Source organism: Ruminococcus sp. FMBCY1, assembly GCF_023921805.1.
GTDB classification, from domain to species: domain Bacteria; phylum Bacillota; class Clostridia; order Oscillospirales; family Acutalibacteraceae; genus Ruminococcoides; species Ruminococcoides intestinale_A.
The window spans coordinates 672,684-694,015 of sequence record NZ_CP074197.1 but is presented as its reverse complement, the minus strand read 5'-3'; the positions used below and the strand labels follow the sequence as shown (position 1 = coordinate 694,015).

General features: G+C 39.1%; 24 protein-coding genes and 1 pseudogene. 11 read left to right on the top strand and 14 right to left on the bottom strand.

Features of this window, described 5'->3' with window-relative positions; translation table 11 throughout:
- Positions 1–13: 13 nt before the first annotated feature.
- From KGF34_RS03205 to KGF34_RS03185, 5 genes are all read right to left on the bottom strand, one after another.
- The gene (locus tag KGF34_RS03205; protein WP_252559784.1) at positions 14–1,252 is read right to left on the bottom strand and encodes a restriction endonuclease subunit S; all 1,239 of its coding nucleotides are present in this window, start codon (positions 1,250–1,252) and stop codon (positions 14–16) included.
- On the bottom strand, positions 1,245–4,004 hold the full coding sequence (locus KGF34_RS03200; protein WP_252559783.1) for a type I restriction-modification system subunit M: 2,760 nt from the start codon (positions 4,002–4,004) through the stop codon (positions 1,245–1,247). The genes KGF34_RS03205 and KGF34_RS03200 overlap by 8 nt, the downstream gene beginning before the upstream one ends.
- A 54-nt stretch (positions 4,005–4,058) precedes the next feature.
- Positions 4,059–4,268, bottom strand: coding sequence for a helix-turn-helix transcriptional regulator (locus KGF34_RS03195; RefSeq protein ID WP_252559782.1), 210 nt, complete (start codon positions 4,266–4,268; stop codon positions 4,059–4,061).
- 88 nt (positions 4,269–4,356) lie between these two features.
- Positions 4,357–5,235 carry a hypothetical protein gene (locus tag KGF34_RS03190; RefSeq protein ID WP_252559781.1) on the bottom strand — a complete coding sequence of 293 codons (879 nt, stop codon included), beginning with the start codon at positions 5,233–5,235 and terminating at the stop codon, positions 4,357–4,359.
- Positions 5,232–6,368, bottom strand: a complete 1,137-nt coding sequence (locus KGF34_RS03185) for a DUF6076 domain-containing protein (RefSeq protein WP_252559780.1) — start codon at positions 6,366–6,368, stop codon at positions 5,232–5,234. Before KGF34_RS03185 ends, KGF34_RS03190 begins: the two co-directional genes overlap by 4 nt.
- Before the next feature lie 282 nt (positions 6,369–6,650).
- Between KGF34_RS03185 and KGF34_RS03180 the strand changes: the two genes are divergently transcribed.
- From KGF34_RS03180 to KGF34_RS11720, 10 genes and pseudogenes are all read left to right on the top strand, one after another.
- The gene (locus KGF34_RS03180; protein ID WP_227176779.1) at positions 6,651–6,887 is read left to right on the top strand and encodes a cysteine-rich VLP protein; all 237 of its coding nucleotides are present in this window, start codon (positions 6,651–6,653) and stop codon (positions 6,885–6,887) included.
- A gap of 4 nt (positions 6,888–6,891) precedes the next feature.
- Positions 6,892–7,827 carry a ParM/StbA family protein gene (locus tag KGF34_RS03175; protein WP_252559779.1) on the top strand — a complete coding sequence of 312 codons (936 nt, stop codon included), beginning with the start codon at positions 6,892–6,894 and terminating at the stop codon, positions 7,825–7,827.
- Between the two features lies 1 nt (position 7,828).
- The gene (locus tag KGF34_RS03170) at positions 7,829–8,137 is read left to right on the top strand and encodes a hypothetical protein (protein WP_252559778.1); all 309 of its coding nucleotides are present in this window, start codon (positions 7,829–7,831) and stop codon (positions 8,135–8,137) included.
- A gap of 7 nt (positions 8,138–8,144) precedes the next feature.
- The gene (locus KGF34_RS11730; RefSeq protein WP_289780772.1) at positions 8,145–8,279 is read left to right on the top strand and encodes a hypothetical protein; all 135 of its coding nucleotides are present in this window, start codon (positions 8,145–8,147) and stop codon (positions 8,277–8,279) included.
- A gap of 282 nt (positions 8,280–8,561) precedes the next feature.
- Positions 8,562–8,735 carry a hypothetical protein gene (locus KGF34_RS03165; protein WP_252559777.1) on the top strand — a complete coding sequence of 58 codons (174 nt, stop codon included), beginning with the start codon at positions 8,562–8,564 and terminating at the stop codon, positions 8,733–8,735.
- A complete protein-coding gene (locus KGF34_RS03160) occupies positions 8,696–10,090 on the top strand; it encodes a relaxase/mobilization nuclease domain-containing protein (protein WP_252559776.1) in 1,395 nt (464 codons plus the stop codon). The genes KGF34_RS03165 and KGF34_RS03160 overlap by 40 nt, the downstream gene beginning before the upstream one ends.
- Entirely contained in the window at positions 10,087–10,938 is an 852-nt protein-coding gene (locus KGF34_RS03155) for a ParB/RepB/Spo0J family partition protein (protein ID WP_289780781.1), read from the top strand. The genes KGF34_RS03160 and KGF34_RS03155 overlap by 4 nt, the downstream gene beginning before the upstream one ends.
- Entirely contained in the window at positions 10,938–11,099 is a 162-nt protein-coding gene (locus tag KGF34_RS03150) for a hypothetical protein (protein WP_252559774.1), read from the top strand. Before KGF34_RS03155 ends, KGF34_RS03150 begins: the two co-directional genes overlap by 1 nt.
- Positions 11,100–11,231: 132 nt before the next feature.
- Positions 11,232–12,065 (top strand): annotated as a pseudogene (locus KGF34_RS11725) (recombinase family protein); the annotation flags it as partial.
- Between the two features lie 9 nt (positions 12,066–12,074).
- Positions 12,075–12,875, top strand: a complete 801-nt coding sequence (locus KGF34_RS11720) for a DUF4368 domain-containing protein (RefSeq protein ID WP_337566078.1) — start codon at positions 12,075–12,077, stop codon at positions 12,873–12,875.
- 188 nt (positions 12,876–13,063) lie between these two features.
- Here KGF34_RS11720 and KGF34_RS03140 read toward each other — a convergent pair whose 3' ends face one another.
- From KGF34_RS03140 to KGF34_RS03100, 9 genes are all read right to left on the bottom strand, one after another.
- Complete coding sequence (locus KGF34_RS03140) at positions 13,064–14,269, bottom strand: site-specific integrase (RefSeq protein ID WP_252559772.1); 1,206 nt, start codon at positions 14,267–14,269, stop codon at positions 13,064–13,066.
- 86 nt (positions 14,270–14,355) lie between these two features.
- Entirely contained in the window at positions 14,356–14,532 is a 177-nt protein-coding gene (locus tag KGF34_RS03135) for a helix-turn-helix domain-containing protein (RefSeq protein WP_252559771.1), read from the bottom strand.
- Complete coding sequence (locus tag KGF34_RS03130; RefSeq protein ID WP_252559770.1) at positions 14,529–14,963, bottom strand: hypothetical protein; 435 nt, start codon at positions 14,961–14,963, stop codon at positions 14,529–14,531. Before KGF34_RS03130 ends, KGF34_RS03135 begins: the two co-directional genes overlap by 4 nt.
- Positions 14,956–15,414, bottom strand: coding sequence for a hypothetical protein (locus KGF34_RS03125; protein WP_252559769.1), 459 nt, complete (start codon positions 15,412–15,414; stop codon positions 14,956–14,958). The genes KGF34_RS03130 and KGF34_RS03125 overlap by 8 nt, the downstream gene beginning before the upstream one ends.
- Positions 15,415–15,556: 142 nt before the next feature.
- Entirely contained in the window at positions 15,557–16,861 is a 1,305-nt protein-coding gene (locus KGF34_RS03120; protein WP_252559768.1) for a replication initiation factor domain-containing protein, read from the bottom strand.
- A 132-nt stretch (positions 16,862–16,993) separates the two neighbouring features.
- Entirely contained in the window at positions 16,994–17,335 is a 342-nt protein-coding gene (locus KGF34_RS03115; RefSeq protein WP_147639990.1) for a hypothetical protein, read from the bottom strand.
- A gap of 106 nt (positions 17,336–17,441) precedes the next feature.
- Positions 17,442–18,260 carry a helix-turn-helix transcriptional regulator gene (locus KGF34_RS03110; RefSeq protein ID WP_252559767.1) on the bottom strand — a complete coding sequence of 273 codons (819 nt, stop codon included), beginning with the start codon at positions 18,258–18,260 and terminating at the stop codon, positions 17,442–17,444.
- A gap of 350 nt (positions 18,261–18,610) precedes the next feature.
- Positions 18,611–19,333, bottom strand: coding sequence for a DUF87 domain-containing protein (locus KGF34_RS03105; RefSeq protein WP_252559766.1), 723 nt, complete (start codon positions 19,331–19,333; stop codon positions 18,611–18,613).
- On the bottom strand, positions 19,323–20,078 hold the full coding sequence (locus KGF34_RS03100) for a hypothetical protein (RefSeq protein WP_252559765.1): 756 nt from the start codon (positions 20,076–20,078) through the stop codon (positions 19,323–19,325). The genes KGF34_RS03105 and KGF34_RS03100 overlap by 11 nt, the downstream gene beginning before the upstream one ends.
- Positions 20,079–20,607: 529 nt before the next feature.
- On the opposite strand from KGF34_RS03100, the gene KGF34_RS03095 reads away from it, so the two are divergent.
- Positions 20,608–21,096: a DnaJ domain-containing protein gene (locus tag KGF34_RS03095; protein ID WP_118144336.1), complete on the top strand. Its 489-nt coding sequence runs from the start codon at positions 20,608–20,610 to the stop codon at positions 21,094–21,096.
- Positions 21,097–21,332 lie beyond the last annotated feature (236 nt).

Sequence of the window (21,332 nt, the reverse complement as noted above, 5' to 3'; positions counted from 1 at the left end):
TTGCCTCCGCTTCTTACACGAACATTTTGTGAAGCATTGCTTGTTTTATTTGTTCTAGTTTTTTAAGTTTGCGATGATGAAGGGTGATAAGGTTGTCGAGAGCGGCAAAATATTCACCGATTTTTATTTGTTCAGCATCATCAGGTATCAAAATAACCTGTTCATCTAAATCATTTTTATTTAGATTACCAATAGCTCCATTTCCTCCAGCCGCAAAAACATTTATAAATTTTGTATACCAAGAAGAACTCATTGATGCATTCACAAAATCATAATTCTTAGTTCTACCCAAAAGCATAAAACCACCATGAACAGCAGAACCATCAGATATTTTTTTAATTAAGGCATGTTTTCCAACCAGTCTCGAAGAACCATTTGCAGATGTAATCAATATGTCATTCTTTCTAACTGGTTCAATATTAACGGCATATGGATTAACAAATACATCATCAACGCCATAAACAAAAGTATCCTCATCAATATTGGAAGAGCGTAAAACTCTAATGCCGCTTTCTTCTATATCTGTTGGTTTATATGTTAAGCCACGCCTTGTTTGAACTATATCTCCAAACTTACGCTGTTCCCAAGCGTCAGTAAATCCCTTAAAACGAATTTCCGGTACATTTGAACCATTTTTCGGAAACATTTTGTAAAGCATTGATTTTTTGATGTTTTTCAACTTTTCATACTTGCGCTGATGAAGAGTGATGAGGTTGTCGAGAGCGGCAAAATATTCACCGATTTTTATTTGTTCAGCATCATCAGGTATCAAAATAATCTGTTCATCTAAATCATTTTTATTTAGATTACCAATAGCTCCATTTCCTCCAGCCGCAAAAACATTTATAAATTTTGTATACCAAGAAGAACTCATTGATGCATTCACAAAATCATAATTCTTAGTTCTACCCAAAAGCATAAAACCACCATGAACAGCAGAACCATCAGATATTTTTTTAATTAAGGCATGTTTTCCAACCAGTCTCGAAGAACCATTTGCAGATGTAATCAATATGTCATTCTTTCTAACTGGTTCAATATTAACGGCATATGGATTAACAAATACATCATCAACGCCATAAACAAAAGTATCCTCATCAATATTGGAAGAGCGTAAAACTCTAATGCCGCTTTCTTCTATATCTGTTGGTTTATATGTTAAGCCACGCCTTGTTTGAACTATATCTCCAAACTTACGCTGTTCCCAATCTTCTGCAAATCCTATAAATCTAACTGCCGGAGTTTTATTCATTTTCTTTTCCTCCCAACAGTGTTTTGAATTGCTGAACTGCCGCCATATCAAAAGCATCACCTGTTAAGTCGTTAAGCATAACGGATAATGATTCCTCGGTCTTTGCTATATCGGTATCAAGGGTAAGAATTGGATTATCGTATTTGGTTATAATATCATTCACGGAACGGTTCAAATTGGAGATAATAGCGTTCGGAATGACATTGATATTCTCCATAGCAGGCGTCAGCCACTTTTCTTTCAACAGCATCTTGATTTTATCGTCCGACAGCTTTACAATCGCTTCTCGTGCCTTGATATCAAGGTCGGTTTTAAGTGCTTTGATTTGTTTTTTCAGAGCAGAAATCTGCTGACCGAGGAGGTACAAATGACGGATCTTATAATCATCTTCTTCCTCGTCGATTTCGATGTCGTTTTTGATTTGCTCAACAATCGCATTAATCGCCGATTGTTTATAGGTACCATTTTTGACTTTTTCCGTTTCATCGGGCCAAACGAGTTCCGGATGCCTTTTCTGAAACTCCACCTTCTGTTTAGGCTTCAACGCAGCGTATTCCGCGTACATCTTCGTTGTATCGTTAGATAGCGTTGCCAAAACCTCCTGATACTTTGCTTTTAGCTGCTTTGTATCAAGCTTTGCTTCAGACTGCTCATCACCGTCATCTTTCTTTTTCAGTTCTTCCTTGAGCTCATCGTCCAGCCCTTCCCAGAAAGATTCATATTCCGATGTTGCGCCGGACAGATCTTTATTCAAACCATCCATTTGTGTGAATTCATCAGCAAATAGATGGTTTTGAATCAAAGCGAAGGGTATAACTCTGCCTTCTTCTCCTTTTTTGACAGCCTTTTTCTCCTTCTTATCATATACTTCAATATCTTCTACACTACGTGCAGCGTCAAATCCCTGCAAGCAGATTGCTTCCAAATCAAGGCTGATTTGTTTCCAAACATCGTCAAAGGCTTTATATACAAGATACTTGTCCACAATGTCAAACTGCTGACATAGTTCAAAAATACGATTGGTGATTTCTTCTTTCAGAGCAGCAACGTTTTTTACCTGATTGTCGATCAAAAGCTCATAGAGCTGATCTTCAAGCGCTTGGAAAGTTTCTTTGTAATTCGCTTCAAATGCAATAACATCAGCATTTTGTTTGATAGCATCAATAACTGAATCGCAGGATAATTCTGAGGTGTGTTCATTAATGCGTGTAAACAGCTCATCGCATAGTGACGGAAAAGCTTCCCAATATTTTTTGAGATGCTCAACCTCATAATTCGGGATTCCTCCAAATACGGTTGCGTGTAAATCAACAGGAACTTTTTCCTCCGATTCAACATATCGGGGGATGTTGAGGTTGTAGTCGTTATCTTTAATCGTTTGTTTAGAAACAAGAGAAGCAAAATGCGGAATGTTCTCTCTGTTCAAAACAGCGTCAACTATCTTTTTGATATGATGACCGGACAGGCGGTTTTTGTTGCCGTCCTTAAAGAACTCCTTTGAAGCGTCAACAATTAAAATATCACTGGCTCCACGGTGTTTTTTCAGTACCATAATAATGGTTGATATACCGGTGCCGTAAAAGCAGTTTGAAGGAAGTCCGATAATAGTTTCTATATTATTGTTTTCTACCAACTGAGTGCGGATGTCTTTTTCGGAACCACCTCTGAACAAAACGCCGTGAGGCATAACGATACACATAATGCCGTTATCTTTTAGGTGGTATAAATCGTGCAATAGAAAAGCGTAATCAGCCTTTGAAGCAGGAGCGATACCATATTCTTTGTAACGAGGATCGTTTGTGTAGTTATCTGCATCCCATTTATGTGAATACGGCGGATTAGAAACCACACAATCAACAGGGACATACTCGTAGCTGTTTTCATCATTATCATCAAAATATGGCCAGTCGTTTGCTAATGTATCACCACGACGCACCTTGATATTGGACGGATTGATACCGCGCATAACAAGATTCATTCGCGTCAGGTTGAAGGTTTCCTGAATCAGCTCCTGCGCATAATAAGTGATATTGCCGCTGTCCTGCAAATACTTTTGCACGCTCTGACCGATGTTGATAAGCAGAGAACCCGATCCGCTGGTTGGATCGAGAATATTAATTTGCTCACGGTCACGCAAATGATGGGCTACAATTTCAGACATCAATATCGAAATCTCGTGCGGCGTGTAAAATTCTCCGTCCTTCTTACTGTTGGACGCAAAGTTCTTCAGCAGGAACTCATAAATAAATCCGAGTACATCGTAGCCCTGATTTTCGTCCATAGGAATACGGCTGACTATCTTTATGATGTTCTTGATATGAGAAGTCTGGTTGCTGATGGATCCCATTTTGCTCAGTTTTTCAGACAAGGATTTGAAAATCTCATTGAAAAGCTTTTGATGATCGGGATTGCTGCCAATATTTCTGACAAATGCATTTAGGGCGTCAGTTACATCAGACACCGTAAAAGTTGCTGTGTGATCCTTCCAAGTAGAGAAAAGGTTTTTATAGGCAATAAAATATCCAAGGTGATCTTTGCACTGCTGAACGGTTTCACTATCTTCTTCCGTCAGTTCCTCTGCCATTATCTCCATAGTCCAATCCTGTTTCTTTAGGTAAGAAACTTCATTTTCGGAAACAAAACGGTAGAAGATAAAACCTAATATAATATCCTTGTACTCAACGGCAGAAATTGATCCACGCATATCGTTGCAGGTATCCCAAATTAATGACGCTAATTGCTGTTTGTTCATTTTTTAACTCCTTTTTATCGTACCAAAGTTAGGTGATTCTTTGTGTTGAAACTTTTATTTTTCTTCCGGTACGAACTCCATAATGTCGTCTATCGTGCAATCCAGCGTTTCGCAAATTTTGCCTAAGACTTCAGTAGAAACATCCTTGCCCTGTGAAAGCTTACTCAATGAATAATGAGTGATTTTTGCTTCACGCTCAAGATCGCTTTTATTCATATCTTTATCAATGAGCAATTTCCAAAGCTTTTTATAACTAACAGCCATAATTACAACCTCCTTGATAGAAAACTCATATAAATATATGAAAATTATAGCATAAATCTTTGCAAAGCTCAATCAAATTTGATGATTTTCATATAAGAAATTTGATTTTTTTAAAGGCTGTTCTACAAATTCTCTTTGCAGTATCGGCATCGCTAAATCCGTGATCGGTGGCGATGTCGGTATAAGGCAGCGGTTTGATGAGCTTTTCCTTCGGTTTGCCATTTTCGTCTAAATCGGTTTTGTCGGCATAGTGATTACTGAAACACTCAGGGCAAAAGCCGAGGTGCTGGGCGAGCATTATTTTTTCTGTGTATTCCAAGCTGTCATAGGCTTCATACAGTTTGTTATAAAGCTCCTGCTTGAAATAGATATTTTCAGGATTGAGTGAGGAATCGGGAAGAAGAAAATCTGTTGTCTGTTCGTCGTCCTCATCGTTACTCTGAACATCTACATAGTTTTCAGTAAGAATACCGCCTTCAATGATAGACTTTGTTTTATCATAGCTTTCACCGATTTGCGCTGCAACCTGAGAAACGGTTTCCTCCGTAAATTCACCGCCTGAATGATTGAAAATATCCATCACTTTACGAAGTCGGGCATATTCAAATTCGCTCTGCACGGAATAGCCCGTCCGCATTGTGCGGATATAGGTATGCGCCTCACGCTCCATATACCTCTGAGCATACGGCAGAAAAGGAGCTATGGAAATATCGTATTTCATCAGAGCCTTACATAAGCCTGTTACAATGCTTTGCTTTATATCGGCAAAATGTTCTTCCATTGAGTATTTATTCCTAAAAAACTTCGCCTTTTCATTTAACGACGGCTCGTAATAGTGTAGGAACCAATAGAAATAATTGTCATCGCCGGTCTGGATATACTGCCGAATATACTCCTGCAAATCCCATTCAGGCGGTGGCGGATTAATGCGGTATATTTCAAATTCTTTTTTCTCGATATGGCTCACTTTTGCTTGATTCTCCTGTCCGTTTCTATATATATATTCTCACGCTTCATATCCATTTTAAATTGACCGTTAGCGTAGTTGTCATCATACTTTGCTTTTTGCCAATACTCTTTAGCGACTTTCAGCGCCATTGCAGCAAACTCTGCTGTAATGGTGCTTCTTTTTTGTTCTACACGAATTGCAGAGCAACGGCTCTTGTAAATTGGATTGATAGGGTTACCTTCGGAAAGCTCCTTTTCCTTCATCCTCGCCGCATATTTTCGGCAGGTAATTGTTTTTCCTTTCAGCATATAGGACGCAATACCGTTGCAATACACCTGCCGCCTTGCAGAAGTCATCAGGAAATAGCGCTTGCAGATCGGACACCTTCTCGGATAATGACCGTAGTACAAGCCCTCAAAAAAATCCGTCAGCACAAAGCTATAGTAATTATCAAAATACATTCTTCTCGCTGTAACCATCGTTTTGCTCTTTGCTGTCTTGCGCATAGCGACATACTCGGATGTTACATCAAGTTTTTCATTGCCGAATATGTCCAGCGCAATAGGTAATAGGTGTGCCTCATCGAAGCGTTCTGCTTCATTAAGCCTGTCGCAGAACTCGGTTAAGCCCTCAAATGCTTCTCTCATATCGTTGCTGATACGATCATAGAAAGCCAGTGTTGTCATCATATCATTAAGTAGGTTGTCCGCTGTTTTTTGCTGAACTTTATCTATTCCAATCGGGAGCAAATCCAAAGCAGATTTATTGATTCCCATAGCTAATATTTGAGCCTTTGCATTGAAATACTCTCGGATAAAGTCAGCGTTGTTCTCTGTGAAAAGTTCAGCTATTCTAATACACTCTGCTTCAACATCCAGCTTAGTGAACGGTTGTAGTTTAGGCAAGGTTTTTAAGATTTGGTGGATCTCCCACCCAGATCGTAAAACATCATTGTTATCAAGATAACCGGCAGAGATCGTATCGTATAAATGCCAGCTGTATTGTTTGTATACAGCCAACCGAGCCGCCGTATCGTCCTTATAGTATTGATTCAAAAGGTGCGTAGCGAACGTACCGGCAGGGTAAATTTTGTTGCTGATCCGTATTCTTCCGTCACGAAAATCGGCGCTGAAAAAGCTGATTTTTTCCAAAATCAACACCTCCTCACTATCAAGTCTACCAAAACAGGTGTCCCATAAAACTCCCTTTGCTCCGCTTTAGAAGAAATTTTTGAAAAAATTTTGAATTATTGTTTTCCGTAATATAAAATTATCGGCTTGAATTCTGATCGTTCAGTATTCAAGCCGTTTTTTAGTGTTTTCTTTTTGATTTTCACTATGTTTTCTTAAAACCCTAAGTTTTCGGATTTTCGTGTATTTAATACAGTAGAGGGACGAAAAGCCCTCCAAAATACACGAAAGGAGGAACAAGCTATGGTGCTGAAAATTACCGAAGAGCTGTCCGACAGAGTAAACCGCATTGTCCGTCATTCGTGCTGCAACTGCATTGACGACAACTGCCTGTTACTCGACTACGGCGAAGAACACAGCTGCGTGCAGCTGATCAGCAAGTACGGCATTTACTGCAACTATCTTTTGAAATGCATATTGCCTGCTTTTCCAAAACTCTACGGCGACATACTCGCCTACAACGAAAAACTGAAAGGATGATTTTATGAAAACACTAAATAATTTTAAGATTATCGATATCGACCACGGTTACGGCAACATCAAAACCGCTAACCATTGTTTCAAGACGGGTATCACTGCCCACGACAGCGAACCGCTGTTCACAAAGGATATGCTAACCTACAACGGCAAGTATTATCTGATAGGCGAAGGACACAAAGAGTTTCTGCCCGAAAAGCAGAATGATGAGGATTACTATGTCCTCACACTCGCTGCTATCTCAACCGAGCTTTCGGACAAAGGGCTGACCGAAGCGGATGTGATTATTGCCGCAGGCTTGCCTTTAACTTGGACAAGCGGACAGAAAGCGGATTTTGCCGCTTATCTGTCAAAGAGCAAAGAGGTAGCGTTCACTTTTCGGAATGTAGATTATCATATCCGAATTTGTGATGTAAAAATCTATCCGCAGGGTTATTCTGCGGTTGTACCTATCAAGTCTACGCTCAAAGGATTGAGTATGGTAGCCGATATCGGTAACGGTACGATGAACACACTTTATCTTGTCAACGGCAAGCCGCAAAGCGGTAAGATGTTCACCGAGAAGTTCGGCACTTATCAATGCACCCTCGCTATTCGTGAAGTCTTTATGCGCAAGACACGCCGAGAGCTGAACGACTATATCATCGACGAGGTGTTGCAGACAGGCACGGCAGATATTCTTGCTTCCGATTTGGAGATCATCACCGCTATTGCCGAGGAATATGTCGCTGAGATCTTCCGTCGCTTGCGTGAGCACGGCTATGATGAAAGTACGATGACGCTCTGCGTCTGCGGCGGTGGCGGTTGTCTGATCAAGAATTTTTATCACGGCAATCTCGACCGTGTAAAGTTCATTAACGACATCTGTGCCGCAGCTAAAGGCTATGAATATCTTGCAGACGTTTATCTGAGAGCCGAGGCGAAGAATGAAGGACGTGTATAAAATGACAGTACGCTTTGACCTAACCGACGCCCGAGAGCGTTATCTTGCAGAGTATATGCAGACGCTGGATGTGAAGAAGTATCAATCCCGCAATCAGTTTGTGTTAGATGCGATCGCAGACTATGTGGATTTGCAGTCGATCACCCGTGAACAGCACGAGGAGGATATCCGAAATATCATTCGTGAGGAAATGCGGGCTTGCTTTGCAGAAGCAAACTTCGCTCCGCAGGCTGTAAATCCTGCTTTAAGTGCAGATCAACAGGCGGAAGCCGAGCAGGATATTTTGGACGACCTCAAACTATTTGATTGACGGCACGATGACGGCAAATTTCAAGACCGATATTAAAATTGACGGCAAAATGCCGTCATATCAAGATAGTATTTTAATCAACAGCATAAGGCACAGAAGAACGGTTGGAATTAACACTCCATGGCTGTGTCTTATACTATAGCAAGCAGGGAATTTGTACGGCAAATTCCAAATACAACAGCTCCAAAGCTGTTGTAAATCTTTAGGGAAACCCTAACACCCGAAGAAAGAAGGTATATTTTTGAACGATATAAATGCAAGAATCGAGCTGCGAGTTACGCAGTCCGAGAAAAAGAAGATAGCCCGGCTCGCCGAGAACTGCGGCTTATCTCAATCCGAATATATCAGACAAAGGACATTGGGCTATGCGCCGAGGACGGTGCAACCTGATGTCTTTTTTGATTTCTACCAAACGTTCTGCCGTTTGTGTGACGAGGTTGCCGATAAGGTATCACCTGAAACCGAACGAAAGCTGCTTGAAGTCGTAGACGAAATTCAACAGCGCCTACTTCTGCCGGAGAAATCCACAATGGCACAGATTCGCAAGGAGATGATGACGTGGCAACAACAGGCTTCTGGCCCGTCAAAGGACGGTTAAAGGATGTTATCAACTACGCTCAGAATCCCGATAAGACAACAGACAGAAGATTTCTTGATGACGATTTAGCCGCTACACTCAATTACGTTGAGAACAGTGACAAAACCGACCAGACAATGTACGTCAGCGGTATCAACTGCACGAAGAAGCAAGCCTATGAGCAGATGATGACCACAAAGCGGCGTTTCGGTAAACTCGGCGGAAATGTGGCGTATCACGGTTATCAGAGCTTTCAGTCAGGAGAGGTCACACCCGAAGAAGCACACCGTATCGGCATTGAAACCGTACGTCGTATGTGGGGCGATGACTATGAGATAGTTGTGACGACACATCTGAATACGGCAAACCTACACAATCATATCGTCGTAAATAGTGTATCGTTCCGCACCGGACGGAAGTTTGAAAATCACATTTCCGACCATTACAAGCTGCGTGAGATTTCCGACGAGATCTGTCGTGAATATGGAAAATCTGTAATAGAAAACGCTCCGTTCTACGGCGGCGACAAGGCATATTGGGTACGCAAGAGCGGACGAGTACCACACAAAGATATGCTGCGGCACGATGTTGATGAAGCCTTAGCCTGTACGATCAAACCGTTTGATTTTGAATTTTATCTTCGCTCGCTCGGCTATCAGTTTGTGCGGAATTTCAAATATCAGCATCCGTCAGTGATCGCTCCAGACTGGCGGAAACCTGTCAGATTAAGCAGTCTCGGCAAGGATTACACCAGAGAAGCGATACTTAGGCGGCTTCAATCTCAGCGTGAGGATAAATACTTTGTGGATTTCTATACACCGAAATCGTATTATCAGCGCCAACCGCTGATAGTGAGAATCAGAGATTTTGAGAAAAGAACAGAGCCTGATGTTATCACGGCGCTGTTTGAGCTTATCATCACTATCGCAAAGCTCATCACAGGCAACAACGTGCAAAAGCGAGATTATCGTCCCGTATCTCCCGAATTGAGATTGGAAATACAGAATCTCGACCGAACGCTTGAGGAATACCATTTTCTCCGTGACCATAATGTGGAATGCGCAGAGGATTTTGTATCTTGCCGAAAGGAAATCGCCGAGCAAATCAAAACCTATGAAACCGAGCGGCAGCATATCCGCAACCGAATCCGCAGAGCGAAAACACCCGAAGAAGATTATTCTCTAAAAGAACAATGCAGAGAAATCACAAAGAAGCTGACACCCTTGCACAAGCAGCTCATTATCTGCGGGCGCATTGAAAACAAAGTGCCTCGACTCCGTGCTTTGATCGAACAGGAAAAGCAGCTGGAGCAAGGCAGATACAAGTACAAATATTATCACCAAAATAAAACGAAACAAAGGAGTTATGAACGATAACCAATATATCAATCAACAAATTACACGAATTCAGAGATCACCCTTATCAGGTGCTCGACAACGAAGGAATGAACAGCTTAATCGAGAGCGTTCAACAGCAGGGCATTATGACGCCGCTGATTATCCGACCGCTTGAAGGTACTACAGATGAGTATGAAATCATATCCGGACACCGCCGTTTCTGTACGACACAGAAGGCAGGACTTGCAGAAGTACCTGCCTTTATTCGTCCCGTTAGCCGTGACGAAGCAGCGATTATGGTGGTGGACAGCAATCTCCACAGGGAGCATCTTCTGCCGTCGGAAAAGGCGTTTGCTTACAAGATGAAACTTGAAGCTATGAAAAGGCAAGGTGAACGCTCAGACTTAACTTCTACACAAGTTGTGTCAAAGTTTCGCACAAGCGAGATTGTCGGTGAACAAAACGGAGAAAGTCGGGAGCAAGTCAGAAGATATATCCGTCTGACTAAGCTTATCCCCGATATTCTCAAAATGGTCGATGAACAGCGTATTGCATTTTCTGTAGGCGTGGAGCTATCCTATCTAACCGAATACGAACAGCAGGATTTGTTTGAAGCAATAGAGCTGGAGGACAAAACGCCCTCGCTCTCACAAACAATCCAAATGAAAAAGCTCTCTCAGTCAGGCAAACTTGACAGCGATACCATATCAAAAATCATATCTGAGGAAAAACCGAATCAGCGTGAGAAAATCAGTTTTCAAATTGAAAAGCTGACTAAATTCTTTCCGAAAAGTTACACCCCGAGAGATATCGAACGTAAAATAATCAAGCTGATTGAGGACGACTATCGTAGCCGTCAGCGAAACAAAAACAGGGAGGAAAGATAATGAGTATTATACAATCACTTTACGGCGAAGAACACGAATACAAAGTCAACGGCGCTACCTACATTGTTTCAGCGGCGTTCAAGCACACAGGACGGAAAGAGGACAACACCTCTTTTCCGACCTGTGTAAAAAAATCCTTACAAGTGATTTCGCACATTTGATAATCACCGAGGGAAATGATACTATGGTAGCAGAAAATGTGTGTTCGGCTGCCGGAAAGGAGGACAACATTGCAGTCGAAAAAGAAACAGGATAAGGCTGGCATTACCGCCTTGTACTGACGCCTTTCCCGTGATGACGGCGTGGAAGGTGACAGTAACTCGGTCGCCAATCAAAAGAAATTGTTAAAACGTTTTGCAAAGGAAAATGGGCTAACCAATACCCGATACTATGTTGATGATGGCTATACCGGTACAAATTTTGAGCGTCCCGGTTTTCAGAAGATGATTGAGGACATTGACCTCGGATATATCTCAACAGTTATAGTCAAAGACCTATCCCGTCTCGGACGGCGATACGATATGGTCGGATATTATATGGACACCTATTTTCCCGACAGAGATGTTCGGTTCATCGCCGTTAACGACAATATCGACAGCGACGAAGGTGAAAGTGAAATTGCGCCGTTCAAAAATGTGTTGAACGAGTTTTACGCAAGGGACATTAGCAAAAAATGTCGATCATCCTATCGTATCAGGGGTAGCACAGGCGAGCCGTTAGCTCCGCCGCCATATGGATATATCAAATCTCCCGATAATCCTAAGAAGTGGGTTATTGATCCCGAAGCGGCACAGGTCGTTCGTGACATCTTCAAAATGGCGCTTGAAGGTAAGAGCAACGAAACGATTGCCCGTATATTGCAGGAGCGCAAGGTGCTGATTCCTATAGCGTATTGGCAAGAAAAGGGTATTCGTAAAGGCGGTAAGGTCACACAGCCTAACAAATATAAATGGTGCAAAACTACCGTTACAAAGATTCTTACCCAGCAGGAGTATTGCGGCGATATCATCAACTTCAAGACGTATTCCAAATCATACAAGAATAAGAAACGCTACGACAATCCTAAAGAAAACTGGGTTATTTTCAAGGATGTTCACGAGCCGATTATCAGCCGTGATGATTTTGAGCTGGTGCAGATGCTTGTCGTAAAGACAAAGCGCCGTGCTCCTAAACAGGAAAACGGCGAGAAGAATATGTTTTGCGATTTTCTTTACTGTGCCGATTGCGGCAGCAAGTTATGGTATCACACGAATACTACCAACAAGGAAATCCATTATTTCAGCTGTTCCAACTATAAGAAGGATACCCGTGGGAATTGCGAAACCCGCCATTATATCCGTGCCGACGCTATCGAGCAGATCGTTATGCTTGAATTAAAGAGATTAGCAAAGTATTTGGAATCCCACGAGGAAGAATTTGCAAAGCTCCTCGCCGAAAAAACCAATGCCGATATGTTGGCGGAGCAGAAAACCTTGGAAACAGAGCTAAATCGGGCAACCGCCCGAAATGAAATGCTCACTTCGCTTTTCGCCAAAACCTATGAGGACAATGTATCGGGCAAGTTGAGCGATGAGATGTATATGGAGCTATCCAATAAATACGAGGTTGAACGTTTTGAACTGAAAACAAAGATTTTTGAGTACAAGGAGCGCCTTGCCAAAATCAGTGAAATGGAGCAAAACAAAGATGACTTTCTTAAAGCTGTCAGAAAGTTTATGGAGATGGAATCCTTAACCGCACCAATGCTCCGGGAACTTATTGACCACATTGATGTGTACGAAAAAGAAGGCGGCAAAAAGAACTACACTCAACGCATTGTGATCTATTATCGTTTTGTCGGTTACTTAGAACTACCGTCATCAGATGACGAAAACTACAAAGCCAACACCCGGAAGGGCGTAGATGTGGAGTATATTCCCACAGTGAAATCCGCATAAGACAAAAGGTGAGCAGGCACAAAACCTGCTCACCACATACAAACCGGATGAAATTGAATAAAAGAATGAGTGTCCATAACATAAATCCGTTATGAACACTCATACTGGTGCGGGCGACCGTGACAAGTGGCTTGAATACTGAACAAACGGCATATGACAGCAAGTTTGACAGTAAGTTTTTGGTATCGTCATACTATTGTTATGTTATTCTTCTTCATATAAGAATCGGCAATAGCAAGATTTTCACTACTGTATTTTTGAAACACATCACAGTATGTATCAAGTGTAATTCTTATGTCGGTATGACCGAGAAGATTTTGCAGTACCTTTGCAGGCATACCTGATTCGATACATCTTGTTGCATATGTGTGACGAAGTGAATGTAAATCAACCTTTCCGTAAACACTCTTATCAAGTATATTATACTTTTTCAGCGTGTTTGCGTATTGATAATTTACCTGATTAGTTGTGACAAGTTTATCCACACTTGAAGCAAATATAAGACCGTCTTTTTTATCTCCGATACACTGTTTTAAAAAATCAGCCATATCATCATTAAAATAGATTGTACGCATACCTGCTTTAGTCTTTGTTGAGCCGCTTATATATGTTTTGCCGTTAAGACCTCTGCTGACAGTCTTACAAATCTTTATTGTACGGTCATTAAAGTTAATATCTTTGACTTCTAAAGCGTTGATTTCACCCATACGCATACCTGTAAACATTGACAAAAGCATTTGTTCCGAATAGCATATATCCTCGCTTTTGAGAACATCTATCAGCTTTTTCTGTTCATCAACAGTCAATGCTCTTACTTTTACAAGCTCCTGTTTTGACTTTGGCTTTCTGATATTCTGCATAGGGTTTTCCAAAATAATCTTCTTTCGCATACCCTCATTGAAAACTACCTTTAAAAGCTGATACACCTTATCTAAATAGGATTGTGAGTAAGATATTTTAGAAATGAAAAAACGCTTTATTTCGTCCTCTGTAATCTCACGCAATGCAATATCATAAATAGGGCTAAGTGTTTTTAAAGTTTCGTTCTTGCGGTCATATGATGTTTGCTTAATCTCATTAAGAGCGAATTGCTCTTCAATTAACTTCTCTGCAAGCTCATATATTGTAGTGTTATCTACTTCATCAAACAAGCCTGCTTTTGCTTGAATACGGTACTCAAGCAATTTGTTTTTTACAATGCGTTCTGTTTTGCCATAGGCGGTCTTACGCTTTTTCTTTCCGCTAATATCAAGAGTAATTTGCCCTGCATAGCATTTTCTGCTTTCAACATAATAAATTGAACCGTCACCATAATCAAGTTTCTTACATTTTGACTTTGGTTTTGTGCTTTTTGTGTTAATAAAAATCGTTCCTTTCCCAACCGTAAAGCACAAAAGATTTTTACTATATCAGTATTGTATAGCCTTAAATCTTTTGTGTCAATACGGTTGCTTAAATATTATGTAAATGCTTTAAATACTCATACCCTTCTTTTCTGCGACCAGTTAAGAAAAGCATTTAGCTCAACTTTAAGATTTTTACCTACCCGTATTAAAGGGAAATCTGCTCTCAACATAATATTGCGTGCAGTAGGCAAGGAACAACCAAGTGCTTCGGCAACCTCTTTAGTACCGATGAATTTAATCTCTGCACTCATATTAAGTCCTCCTTTTCATCAGGAAGGCTTTCTGCAAGTTTTAGAAACTCTTCACAAGCATAACGCCTGCCGTTTTCATCTTTTGAAGGTCTTTTAGAGCGGTAGTTATCTCCGTGAAGAGGTATTCCTAATTTACCTAAAAAGTATCGCAAGTCTTCAAAACTGTAGCCGTTATAAGATGTACCCATTTTTTGACCGTTACTCATGTCGATTATCCAATATCTCTGACACGCTCTGTACCGTAATGCCTTATAACCCAAGAACACCGGCTTTAATTCATACCCAGCTTCTCGAAACACTTCCTTAATACGCCAACTGGAATAATAATCATATGTCGTGATGAAAGTTAAATCGCTAAGCTCGCTACCGCCTGTATATTCGAGAATTTCATCGGAATCATCTTCATCACACATATTCTTTTCTTCAATCATATACATCACCTTCCACTTCGCAATGAGGATACTTGATACCTTCAAAGAGGGCATATTGCAAAATCTCGTCTGCAACAACTGGGTTAATAATAAAATTATCGAAGTCATATTCTTGACGAAAAGCTATCTTATTTGCAAATGCAATATAAATACCTCTTAAAAAGCGCTCTAAATCTAAGGCATATTGCTCTCCGTTTCGGGTATAAATATGGACATCTCCACCCTCGGCAATCGGAAATAATATATCGTCAGTGCCTTTGGCATTACCCACATACCGAGTTGCTTCTACCCAATGCTGTGCGTTACCGAAAAAGGCTAAGTATAATATGTAGCTTAACGCTTTCTCTGATAACTTCAAACTTTTGTATACCACGCTATTGTAATAAAAAGAGTATACACATACTTTCACTTTGTGGCTTCTATGCCACTTTTCACTTAAATTTCCATACATAGTGAAAACTCCTTTCTGAATTATAAATATAAAAAGAATATTGAGTTAAAATATTTAAGTATTTCGGTTTCTCGGTTTTTCGGTTTTATATTTATTTAAATTAGTTAGTTTTTAGGAAATAGGTTTCTCGGTTTTAAATGTTTTACTCCATATCCTTTGAATAGAACGAGCGTTCAAATTCTTCGTCTGATACTATCTGAGTATCTACAATGTTTTTGTTACTGCTTGTATTTATTGCAGTAAGCGTAAATGGATTGTCACTTTCGGAGATCTTATTTACAATCTCGGCAACATCAATCTTTGTAAGGTCAACACTGACAAAGCAATCTGATAAACTTTGCTGTGATAAGCTAAGAAAATTCTTTCTAAGCCAAGCCCTTATCTGAGGGTTAATTTCAAGTTTTTTCTTATGGTATTTCTTGTATATTTCATACAGAATACTCCAAAATTCAGCAACAGCTTTTTCACCCCATATAACGCTGATTTTGTATATCAAAGGGAACAAACCGCTACCGTAAATAATATGCTGAATGCTTTTATTCAAACTATTGTTAGCAGGACTTTCACAACGCAAAGCGTGAAAATTACTGCATTCAATTATTTTAAGCAGGTCGTTTGTAAAATCAGTAAAACAGCTGTTAAGAGGGTCATAAAAACGGTATCTGTCACATATTTTGCTTGCAATGAACTGCGATACAGAAACATCATCTGTTATATGTTCCAATTGCTCGGTTATTTGATGAGCATAGTTTCCTCTGTATGAAGCCTCAAATCTAACCCAACTGTCGCACTGCAATGCTTCATCAAGGCGAAAACCGTTGTTGCTAATTTGTTCCGATTTTTTATCATAAACCCGAAGTAGTGACTGTGAGTTTTCAGCCCTTGAACCGATATAGAATGACTCAGTAACCAAATCTCTTTCGACAGAAGAAATCTTTCTTTTACTGTGTCTATAATTACAGTCAAGCACCTGTAAACTTTCGTCCTTTAACCTGCTGTATATGCTATGCGGTGATAAATCATAATTTTTGTAGTCAGCGGTTAAATCAATTCTGCTCAATCTGTATCTGTATAACGGACTTTCAATGTTGCTTAAAAATTTTCCGATATTTATATTCTCACCGTAGAAATCAAAATACCGCTTTTGATATACTGCCCAAGAGTGAGCAGAGAAACGAACTAATATTCCCATATGCACAAAAGTTTCGTGTAACGCTATAGTGAAGTAATATGGAGCGTTCTCAATAGTAAATGCTTGTGAATATGCCTGCGGCTTTTTATCACGCATTTCTACAACTTTACCGAGCAACAGTTCTATGTCTGCCTTATAGATAAATTCCTGTATCATTGAATAAGCTGTACTTTGCCAATCGTTACAAACATCGTCAATCGGATAAAAGAAAACTAAAGAAAATTCATCTACACCGACTTTCAATTCTTTATCCATTCATATAATCACTCCTATAATATCGAACGCATATTCGATAAAATTATATTATCCCCTTCATTAAAAGTGAGGGGATTGACTTGCCGTCAGGCGGTTCGCACCTTGACGGTGCTACCGCCCACGGCAAAGCAATTACTTTTGCGGTTTAAGACTCTCATTAACTAAATGAATAGCACTTGCCTTTGCCGCAATCTGATGTCCTGCACTTGTCCAATACAGCGATAATTCAAGATTATCAAAGCGTACATAAATACGGCTGTTGCCGTCAATAGGATTGTCAATCTGTTTATCACCGTCAATACGAACGCTAAGCCTATCAAACTTATTTTCCTCAAGAATAACGATATACTTATATCCTGTAACCGTGCTTGTTCGGCGTCCATCCACATAGGCATATGACGGTATAACATCTATCAACAATAACTTACTGCCAACAGAACCCAGTACATCAATTTTTGCATTTTTAATATCCATAGCTATCTCCTTTCTGTTTATTTTGAACTTCATTTGAAGTTCTTGATTATATAAAAACACATGGAGTTGCGAATTTTGGGATACTTTGGATAGGAAATACCCCTTTTTAAGAATTTTTAAAAAATTTTTTTGTTTCTTCAAGCCACAACTTCAAGATTTGCGTTTGCTTTGCATAGTCATAATTACGAAGCAATTCCATAAGTTCACTGGGAAAGCCCTCTAAGAGATATGTACCATACAATAAGTAATCTAACGAACATTTTGTAGTGAGCGAAAATCTAATCAGATACTCAAGAGCAGTATTTCTTATGTCTGTGTACTTTTTGCTCTGAACATCACTTTTCTTTGAATGATACTTGTCCATTGTGTTTTTAGATACACCTAACAATTCGCTGAACTGTTTTTGTGTCAATTTCCTTTGTTGATGATTACAAAAATACTTGCGTACCTCATCTAATCGAGCTCTATAATCAAGAAAAAAATCTTCATCTTCATCATCAAAATCTTCGATATATTTTGAATTACCCTCTAATAAATTAAAGCAATTAAAGCAAAAATCGTTAATCTTGCTTTTACCTGAATGTTTACAAATTTTCCTTAATTCTTCAATTTCGGGTAAATTATGACCGAAAACCAAATAATCTAAAGAAACATTAAAACGCAGATGAATGAGAAATAAAAAATCAGTGGACGGAAAAATGATTCCGTGTTCAACCTTACTGACATAATCCTTTTTATAGCTAAATTCAATGTCAGTAAGCGAATAGTCACCGTAATTATCATAATCATCATCAATTTTCGGGTTTAAAAACTCAAGAAACTCATTTACAGTCTTAGGCTGACCGTTAAAGCCTTCTTTTCTAAGCCCCTTTCTCAACTGCTGTATTCTTTCTCCAATAGCCTTCTTGTATGCATTTCTTTGCATAATTATTGACAACTTTCTTGTGCCATGAATTTACACAGAGTGCAGGACACACTCTATAAGTGCTTATGTTAGAAACGCAGGGAAGAATTGATACTCAACCAAGGTTCAGATGTATCAATCACGACAAAAAAGGTATGGTTTTAGATTTTGAAAGTGTTAGGGTACAAAGAAATGTGTTATAGGGTATAGTGCAATTTTGGCTAATAGTAAAAAACGCTATTTTATCGACCATAAAACATTGCCATAAACCACAAGAAACGACAATTTATTTTAAGGCATAAAAAATAGCCCAATCAGAGTAATGATTGAGCTATTCTTGTGCATAAATATTCAATTTGCTGTATAAATAATTATCGGGATAAAGCTGTTTTTATAATGGCTTTTGTATCGTTTATGTTTCGTAACATAGGCACAACTATTTCTCTCAAAGGCTTTCCGTCAGTTTGCAGATATCCTTTGCCCCTTGATTTTGGTTCTATCATCTCCTTATTATCATTAAATACCATTGCTATACTCTCTTTGCTGAGAGTACCTAAACCTACTACATTTCCGAAATTATCACGCCCTGTGATATATGTTGAATCGGCTCTTTGTAGTGACATAATGATAAAAATATTTGCACCTCGACCTAACATAAGAATGTTGGCAAGTTTTTGCTTGTAGTTATCCTGCTCTTTCTTTACGGCTAAAGAACTGAGGAAACCCGACCACTCATCAATACATAAATAAATCGGTTCATATTCTGAATTTACACTTGCATTTGCCATTCTGTTTTGTAATTCATCAAAAACACAATCAACAGCTTCACCGACAGAATTATGCTTATAGTAATTCCGACAGTCATTAAATTCAATAAAATCAATGCCTTTAAAGTCTGCCAAAATCAATTTGACAGACTTCTTTGCTATTTGAACTAATATGTATGTTAGAAGATAAGTTTTACCGCTTCCGCTTGGTGCTACAATCAGCATATGAGGTACAGAGGAAAAGTCCACCGTAACAGGCACTTTTACACCCTGAGAAAGAATAGATAAATCTACACCGACAGTTAATTTACTGCTATCAAACCTCATCGTCATACACCTTATCTGTTGTTATATTCAGCTGTTCATCTCTCTTTTTGGACTTAATATAATGCCTTACATCATCTTCACAGCTAATATACATCACGGCAAATTTTAGTAAATGCTGTTCCTCGTTATATACAACCTTTTCAATATATACGCTCGGTATCATACCGTAGGATTTGCTGTTGTAGTATGAGGGTAAATTAACCATGCCGTAATTAAGCAATTGAGCTTCAATATACGATTGGATAATTTGCTTTAATGTATCTTCATCAAAGTCATATGATTTTTTTGGCATAATAATCTGAAAGGTGTAAAAAATACAGTTGTCAACACATAGTGGATTGTACCCCTCTTTTAAGAGAGAACTGCAATCTTTACCAAGCGGAAGTTTTAAAAACTCGTTGTTGCTCTGTAATACATCATACAAAAAGTAAAGTAAGTTCGGATAAACGCTATTTACAACTTTCATTCTTGCTTTGTTTGAAGCAAAATTAGCTGTTAAGCGAAGAGCAGATTTGATAGATTTTCTGTCGCTCAATTCCAATACCAACAAGAAAACCACAACCAAAACAGTCATTGCAATTAGGCAGATAAACCCTGTCAGCAAATAACTTACTGCTCCTGACAAAGAAAACGGTATTCCGAGTTTGTTGCACTCTGAAAGATATTCAGAGCCGAAAGCCATAATTACGAAAAAAGCTACTGCAAAATAGGTGAGCAGTACCACCCTAAAAGATTTTTTATTCATAAAAAATCCTCCTTCATATTTTTTGAACCTCTAAAGCAATCTTTGAAGTTCTTGATTATATAAAAACACATGGAGTTGCGAATTTTGGGATATTTGTAACTAATCATAACGAAACCGCAGGAAATTTTATATTTTCTGCGGTTTGTTTATTTTATAAGGTTCGCAATGGTTAAAGCCATAGCGTTATTTTTTTGTCCGATTTTTGCCGATATTCACGCTCATAAGCCTTAACTGTTTTCTATATTCAAATCGTCACCGTAGGCTTTAATTTCACATTTTGCTCCGCTTATTTTATAAGTAAAGAATTGCCCTACGGCGTATCGTAAACTTGCTTCTTGACTTATGAAATTTCACTACGCTTTTAATGCTCAAAAAGCCCAGACGATGACGATTTAAACGAATATAAAAAAATCAGAAAGGAGTGAAAAATACAGCGTGAATATCTAAATCGGACTTATTAAAAGCCCACCAATTCAGAATTACCGAATATAAATTTTAATTGAAATTAACTTTCAAAGGAGAAACCATTATGAAATACTTTACAAACTGTAACACAGCAGAAGACCTCAAAAAGGAATACAGAAGATTAGCTAAACAGCTTCACCCCGATTTAGGCGGTGATACAGAAGAATTTAAGGTAATGCAAAACGAATATGAGATTTTGTGGGAACGCCTGAAAAATATACATACAAATTCAGAGGGCGAAACCTACACCAAAGAAACAACGGAAACACCGCAGGAATTTATAAATATAATCAATGTGCTTACAAGCCTTTCGGACATTGAGGTTGAAATTTGCGGTACTTGGTTGTGGGTATCGGGAAACACCAAAGCACACAAAGAAGTGTTGAAAGAATTAAAATTCCGATACGCTCACAAAAAACAGGCTTGGTATTACCACACAGAGCCATACCGCAAGAAAAGCAAACGAGAATTAACGCTTGATGAAATCCGTGATATGTTCGGTTCTGAAAAGTATAATCAAAGCGAAAACAAAACTCCAACATTACACAGTTGACAAAAAAGGGGAACAGCTGAAAAGTTGTTCCCCCCTAAAATTGAAATTACTTCAAATTTTACAGTTTCATTCATATAATTTTTGAAGGTTATTTTACAAAAATATTGAATTTTCACATATTGTATGCTAAAATAAAAATGCCAAACAAATTTAATTATAATGCTTACACAAGTGTGTATTTTTTATTTCGGTAAAAAATGCAGGCTCTATTTCAGCATACTTGTAGTAAGCGTTGA

Bases quoted from the DNA above. Each gene is read 5' to 3' on its own strand.
- KGF34_RS03205 (WP_252559784.1), bottom strand. From the start codon at position 1,252: ATGAATAAAACTCCGGCAGTTAGATTTATAGGATTTGCAGAAGATTGG.
- KGF34_RS03200 (WP_252559783.1), bottom strand. From the start codon at position 4,004: ATGAACAAACAGCAATTAGCGTCATTAATTTGGGATACCTGCAACGAT.
- KGF34_RS03195 (WP_252559782.1), bottom strand. From the start codon at position 4,268: ATGGCTGTTAGTTATAAAAAGCTTTGGAAATTGCTCATTGATAAAGAT.
- KGF34_RS03180 (WP_227176779.1), top strand. From the start codon at position 6,651: ATGGTGCTGAAAATTACCGAAGAGCTGTCCGACAGAGTAAACCGCATT.
- KGF34_RS03175 (WP_252559779.1), top strand. From the start codon at position 6,892: ATGAAAACACTAAATAATTTTAAGATTATCGATATCGACCACGGTTAC.
- KGF34_RS03170 (WP_252559778.1), top strand. From the start codon at position 7,829: ATGACAGTACGCTTTGACCTAACCGACGCCCGAGAGCGTTATCTTGCA.
- KGF34_RS11730 (WP_289780772.1), top strand. From the start codon at position 8,145: ATGACGGCAAATTTCAAGACCGATATTAAAATTGACGGCAAAATGCCG.
- KGF34_RS03150 (WP_252559774.1), top strand. From the start codon at position 10,938: ATGAGTATTATACAATCACTTTACGGCGAAGAACACGAATACAAAGTC.
- KGF34_RS11720 (WP_337566078.1), top strand. From the start codon at position 12,075: ATGCTTGTCGTAAAGACAAAGCGCCGTGCTCCTAAACAGGAAAACGGC.
- KGF34_RS03135 (WP_252559771.1), bottom strand. From the start codon at position 14,532: ATGAGTGCAGAGATTAAATTCATCGGTACTAAAGAGGTTGCCGAAGCA.
- KGF34_RS03130 (WP_252559770.1), bottom strand. From the start codon at position 14,963: ATGATTGAAGAAAAGAATATGTGTGATGAAGATGATTCCGATGAAATT.
- KGF34_RS03125 (WP_252559769.1), bottom strand. From the start codon at position 15,414: ATGTATGGAAATTTAAGTGAAAAGTGGCATAGAAGCCACAAAGTGAAA.
- KGF34_RS03120 (WP_252559768.1), bottom strand. From the start codon at position 16,861: ATGGATAAAGAATTGAAAGTCGGTGTAGATGAATTTTCTTTAGTTTTC.
- KGF34_RS03115 (WP_147639990.1), bottom strand. From the start codon at position 17,335: ATGGATATTAAAAATGCAAAAATTGATGTACTGGGTTCTGTTGGCAGT.
- KGF34_RS03110 (WP_252559767.1), bottom strand. From the start codon at position 18,260: ATGCAAAGAAATGCATACAAGAAGGCTATTGGAGAAAGAATACAGCAG.
- KGF34_RS03105 (WP_252559766.1), bottom strand. From the start codon at position 19,333: ATGAGGTTTGATAGCAGTAAATTAACTGTCGGTGTAGATTTATCTATT.
- KGF34_RS03100 (WP_252559765.1), bottom strand. From the start codon at position 20,078: ATGAATAAAAAATCTTTTAGGGTGGTACTGCTCACCTATTTTGCAGTA.
- KGF34_RS03095 (WP_118144336.1), top strand. From the start codon at position 20,608: ATGAAATACTTTACAAACTGTAACACAGCAGAAGACCTCAAAAAGGAA.